This is a genomic window from Vibrio sp. 10N.261.55.A7 (assembly GCF_002877365.1).
Classification (GTDB): Bacteria; Pseudomonadota; Gammaproteobacteria; order Enterobacterales; family Vibrionaceae; genus Vibrio.
In genome coordinates this window covers 1-5,589 of record NZ_MCWZ01000065.1, presented here as the reverse complement: position 1 = coordinate 5,589, position 5,589 = coordinate 1, and the positions used below count along the sequence as shown (strand labels likewise).

Sequence of the window (5,589 nt, the reverse complement as noted above, 5' to 3'; positions counted from 1 at the left end):
CGCTTGTACCGAGTGAATTTAAAATTTATTTAGAAATTAATAATTAAAAGGATGGTAGTACATTTCAAGTGTTAATCAGAAAATTGTTCAGCTTCTTGCAAACCTGTCCAATATACTGCTAGTGATTAAATGTAGGCAAGGAATAATTGCCTACATTTATACTCAGCACTAAGTTTATTCAGAAGCTGAAACTGATAATCCAGCTGCAACATCTTTAAAGGCAGCCAATGCAGCCTCTAGGTGATCTATGATCTCTTGCTGCAAAATATCAGGCGCAGGTAGGTTATCTAAATTGTCTAGGCTATCATCTTTAAGCCAAAAGACATCTAGACTAGCTTTATCACGATTGATTAGTTCATCGTACGCGAAGTATTTGAATCGTTCTGCCTCTTCACGTTCGTGACGATTTCCAGGGTTATAGCACTGAATGAAGTCTTTCAGATCACTCAACATCATTGGGCGTTGTTTCAGTGTGAAATGCTTATTCGTTCTCAAGTCATAAAACCAAATACCTTTGGTGTGGACTTTTTCATCACGAGCAGCATTATCAAAAAACACTACGTTTGCTTTAACACCATTGGCATAGAAGATACCTGTTGGTAATCGTAAAATCGTATGTACATCGCAGTTGTTTAGCCACTTACGGCGTATGCGCTCACCAGCCCCACCTTCGAATAACACGTTATCAGGCAGGACTACTGCAGCTTTACCGGTATCCTTCAAGCTTGAAACTATATGCTGTAAGAAGTTTAATTGTTTGTTTGTGGTTGTAGCCCAGAAGTCCTGACGCTCATAGGTTAGAGCATCCTTATCTTCACCACCTTCAGCATTAGTGATGGTCATGCTGCTTTTCTTACCAAAAGGGGGATTAGCTAACACATAGTCAACCTTATCCTCACCCTTTATCGGGGTAAGTAAAGCGTCAGCTCGTTCGACTTCAGGCTCGCCATCGATACTACCGATATTGTGAAGAAACAGATTCATTAAACACATGCGGCGCGTAGATGGAACAATCTCATTCCCACGAAAGGTTTCGTCACGCAAAAACTTGACTTGGTCTTTGTTTAACTTGGATTTTGCTATGATACTTTCATCATACTTTGATGGATTCCAATGGCTCATGCCTTTTTCAATCCACTGCTCGTCACCATAGGTGATCCAGTCACTAGCTGTTAAGAAGAACCCACCTGTACCACAGGCTGGATCGGAGATGGTTTTCTTAGGCTCAGGGCGAACACAAGCCAACATTGCATCAATCAATGCCCGTGGCGTAAAGTACTGGCCAGCACCACTTTTAGTGTCTTCCGCATTCTTCTGCAATAGCCCTTCATACAAGTCGCCTTTAGCGTCTGAGTCTAAGCTTATCCAATTTTCATCGTTAATCATTTTAACGATACGAGACAACTTAGCCGGATCGGGGATTTTATTTTCAGACTTGTAGAAAATAGCACCAATCATGCCATTTTCTTTTGCTAGATTTTTTAACACCTTACGGTACTGTTCTTCTAGTTTTTCCCCCTTTAACCCCTGCAACGTTTCCCAATTGAACTCATTGGGAACTTTAGTATCCCTTGAGTAGGGAGGCTGCGCATACTCATGTGCCATTTTTAAAAACAGTAGGTATGTAAGCTGCTCTAAGTAGTCACCATACCCTACACCGTCATCACGCAATGTATGACAGTAATTCCAAACTTTTTGTACTAATGCTGGTGCATTCATTTGTCAATCTCAATAATCATCTTTCTAGCGTAGCACTGATACTATCAGCCTACAGTTCTAATTAATTCACCAATCCATGGATGCAACGTGTCTTTGTCTTTATCTTGCTCTAACTGATAAACCAGAAACCCCAGATAGGTATTTTTGCTTTTTGGATGAAACCACATCCCTACTTTTCGCAACTCTTTCTCAAAGCAGGCATCAGCACCTTGATCCTGTCGAAGTTTTTTCAAATACCACTTCTTAGCATCATCGATCAGAGGCTTAAACAGCCTCCACTGACCTACACGTCCTTCGTTTAATCGCTTTTGATCAAGGTGGTACAACCTTATAGAGAACCTTACTTTAATATCTTCAGGGCTATCTTTTTCGAACCTAGAAAATGGAACTCCAGACTTATCGTACGAAAGAAGCCGCCACTCTAACCTTTTGCACGGGTCGAGTAAAACGGGGACCTCATTGTCTTCGTCTAACTCGTCATAGGCACGTTCTGGCTCATTTACTAAGGGAAAGTAGTTCCACTTCCCGCCCCCGGTCCCTTGCAGATCTTTTCTATACTCGTTGCAGTGTTGACATGAAAAGCGGAAATTCTCATATTTAAATGCTGCCCACTTATAACCTGTATGTTCTGGATTTATTTCACATCTGACTAAAGTTTTTTCATCCTCTGAAAATTCAACTCCTTGCACTTTCCCCTTAGGTCGATAGTGATCTACCGCATTGTCTGTTCGAGGAATGTTAGTTTCACAGTACCAGCACCTTCCATTTGATAGTTCTTCTAAACTTTCTTTCAATGCCTTCCAGACCGAGCTACGGTCATCAGCGACAATAGTGCCACCGACCAATGCTTCTGTAGCTGATTCAGCTCTATCGTCCCAACCATCAGGTAAGTCTACAAATGTGTTATCTACAAACCTCACTGATTATCCTCACCTAATAACTTTGTGATTGCCTGCTTAGCAACTTCGTCTCGCTCTTCTTGAGACAAGCTTAATGCAAAGTCCACCAGTTCTTGCAAACTATCCGCATCAGACTTTTCGTATAGCAGCGTATTACGAATTTTTATGTATCGTTCATAATCATCATCTCGCTGCGACATACTGAAACGATCATTATCTAGCCACTCAGAAATAACTTGAAAGCGTAGCTCTTCGAATCTTGTTTTATTTTCAATACTTGCTAATGCTCTATATGTTTCTAAACGCTTTTGAGTCCGCTTATCCAGTGACGATCCGAGCCCAAACATGTCACTGGTAATAATGCCCGCATAGCCCATACCTTGAGGATCATAGTGAGGCTTATGAGATTCAATTATTCGTGACTCATCATCACGACTTAAAATCTGTACTTGATCTCGTGTCAACTCAGCAATAGCAATAGGGTTGTGTGTTGTTAGAACGATGTGACTGTTGTTCTCACCATCTGAGCCAGAAGTAACGAACTTGTTCAAATAGTCTATGTAATCAACGCTCCATTTAGGATTTAAGTGCGTATCTGGTTCGTCTAGTAAGAACAAGCTTTCTTCTTCTGCTGTAAATCTAAGCAAACCCAATACGGTGAGTAGTTGCTGCTCACCCTCACTGAGTTCACGGAAAGTAACGCTACCATCGTTCTTTTTTAGCTTTACTCGAATTCGCACTTCGCTAATAAGTTCCGATACATAGGTACTCTCTAGCTGCTGGAAGAAGTCACTCGGTGATTTGTCACCGACTAAACGCTCTAAAGAGTCTATATCTTTAACATAGAGGTAGAGGTGTTCAAGTTTAGTGCTATTCCACAAGCTCTTTTGCACTGTCTGTTCAATGCGGATAGGGGCTAATGCGATATCATACAAGTCCGACAAAAAGTCTTTTACTACGCCTCTAGACATCCAAAATCTAGAGTCACCATCTGGCGCGTTAGACTTCCATGGCGGCTGATTTAATACAAATAGTACCGAATCAATACCAACTTCAGTGTCTATTCCAAAATGATTCTCAAGAAAATCAGTAATAAACTCATCACGATTGAGCATGAAAGCCAACAATGCGAATTGACTATGTACAGGCTTTGCATAAAACAGTTTTCGCAACCCTGGATTAATACCATTTCTCAGGTTGTCATCATACTTTTCCAGGTACGGTAAAAACACATCATGCATTCGTTCGCTATGACCAGAATAATAACCAAAGACATACTTAGGCAAAAAGTCATCTCTTTGTTTAGTAAAATCCGTTAGCGATATTTTTTGATAAGTATTTCCATTCTCGAACAAGTCATTCTGCGTAGCAGGAGATGCTTCAGCTAGTTTGTATGAAATGACATATTTAGCTTTTTTACTATCTGGGTCTGCACTAATTTTTACATACTTACCATGGCAAATGTACTCAATATCGTAAGCAAAACTCGGGGCTTCTGGTTTAGAGTGTGTCCCTTTTTTTTGCGGCTTGCCTATCAACTCTAGAAAAACCGTAGCTAAAGCCTCAAGGACATTTGATTTACCTGTGCCATTCCAACCTATAACTAGCGTGATCCACTCTTCTTCTTCAAAGTCGATAGTAACGTTTTTTAGATTCTTAAACCTTTGGCGGTCACCTTCACGGTCTGAACCTATTGTAAATGAGGCTAAGCGCATTAGTCTTCCTTGTCTGCTTTCGTCATCAGCTTTAGTTGATCGTAGCCATCACCATTGCGCTCAATCTCAACTTGACCTACCTTTTCAAGCTTTCGCAGTTCTGTGTAGATTTTTTCGATGCGATCCGTTGAGGTGCCATCAACTATGCCACACTTTTAAAAGCTTCTTGGGCATCAATCCAGCCCTCTTCTGCGGTTAAAACTTCGAGTAAAGTATCCATTACATCAACTTTTTTTTTAGGCTTACGTGGCGTACGAGTCTTAGGCATTTTTGCCAGAGCTTCACGTTCAGTTTTTATTTTATCTAACAATACAGAGGCAGGCTCGTCATTAGGGTCTTGCGGCACTAAGTGTCCTGAAAATGCTGACTTAAGAATATTTTTTCTTTGGGCTTCTGATTGTTTTAATCCAAGAGCAGTGGCCTCTACTTGCCTATCGACTGAATCAAATTCATTGCTTATTTCATCTATAAGAGCCTTCTGCTCTGCACTTGGAGGAAGAGGGATAGCTAAATGTCCCAGTTTGGTGCCATTTACATTCGCTTGACCCGCAGTCTGGTTCATTACCTCGGATAACCACTTTTTACCAAGAACAGAATTTATATAATAGGCTGCAATTTCAGGTAACACATGTTCCGAGAAAGTAACCGAAATAAGGTAAGAAGCATAAGACACTGGCTTGCCTATATCTCTATAAACAGCAGTTTTACCAACAAGCTCAGCACTATTGGTACGATTGAATAGTAAATCACCGTCATTAAGCAATAAATCAGGAAACTCTTTATGATCGACAGGTAAAAACTTTAAGTTGCCGTAATCTAACTTACCATCTTGAATGTTACCCATACGTAGTACAGGTACGCCAGAGCTGTCATCATTTGTTTTTGACGATGAACCATAACGCTTATTGATTGCCAACTGATCTATGGTTGCCCATACCCAACCGATGGGCAACTCAGGTAAGTCTGATATATTAGGAGTTGCTGCCTCAGGGTATTTAGCCTGCCAATTTTTAGGTGGCTTTTTATCTTTGGCTTTGAACTCTGCTAGTTTTTGCACTTCCCAATGCTCACGACGCTCTGTAAGGATTCGCTCTAATAATTGCTCACCAGTTTCCTGAGTACTCCCGCCGTTAGCTTCTCGCCATTGTTGCGTAAGCGACCCTTCAACTGCACTTTTTAATAACGATTGACGATATTGAGTGAGCTTTATTTGTGCAGATTTGAGTTCTTCAACACCTTTATCAAACTCTGAAAAA

Annotated in this window: 4 protein-coding genes; all 4 read right to left on the bottom strand. The window is 40.8% G+C overall.

Annotated features, from left to right (window positions below):
- Positions 1–174: 174 nt before the first annotated feature.
- Positions 175–1,719: a class I SAM-dependent DNA methyltransferase gene (locus tag BCU12_RS05230; protein ID WP_102403303.1), complete on the bottom strand. Its 1,545-nt coding sequence runs from the start codon at positions 1,717–1,719 to the stop codon at positions 175–177.
- Positions 1,720–1,763: 44 nt separating this feature from the next.
- Positions 1,764–2,639, bottom strand: a complete 876-nt coding sequence (locus BCU12_RS05225) for a hypothetical protein (protein ID WP_102403302.1) — start codon at positions 2,637–2,639, stop codon at positions 1,764–1,766.
- Positions 2,636–4,333 carry an AAA family ATPase gene (locus BCU12_RS05220; RefSeq protein ID WP_102403301.1) on the bottom strand — a complete coding sequence of 566 codons (1,698 nt, stop codon included), beginning with the start codon at positions 4,331–4,333 and terminating at the stop codon, positions 2,636–2,638. Before BCU12_RS05220 ends, BCU12_RS05225 begins: the two co-directional genes overlap by 4 nt.
- A 142-nt stretch (positions 4,334–4,475) precedes the next feature.
- A partial coding sequence (locus BCU12_RS05215) for a restriction endonuclease subunit S (protein ID WP_198599256.1) occupies positions 4,476–5,589 on the bottom strand: 1,114 nt, incomplete at its 5' end.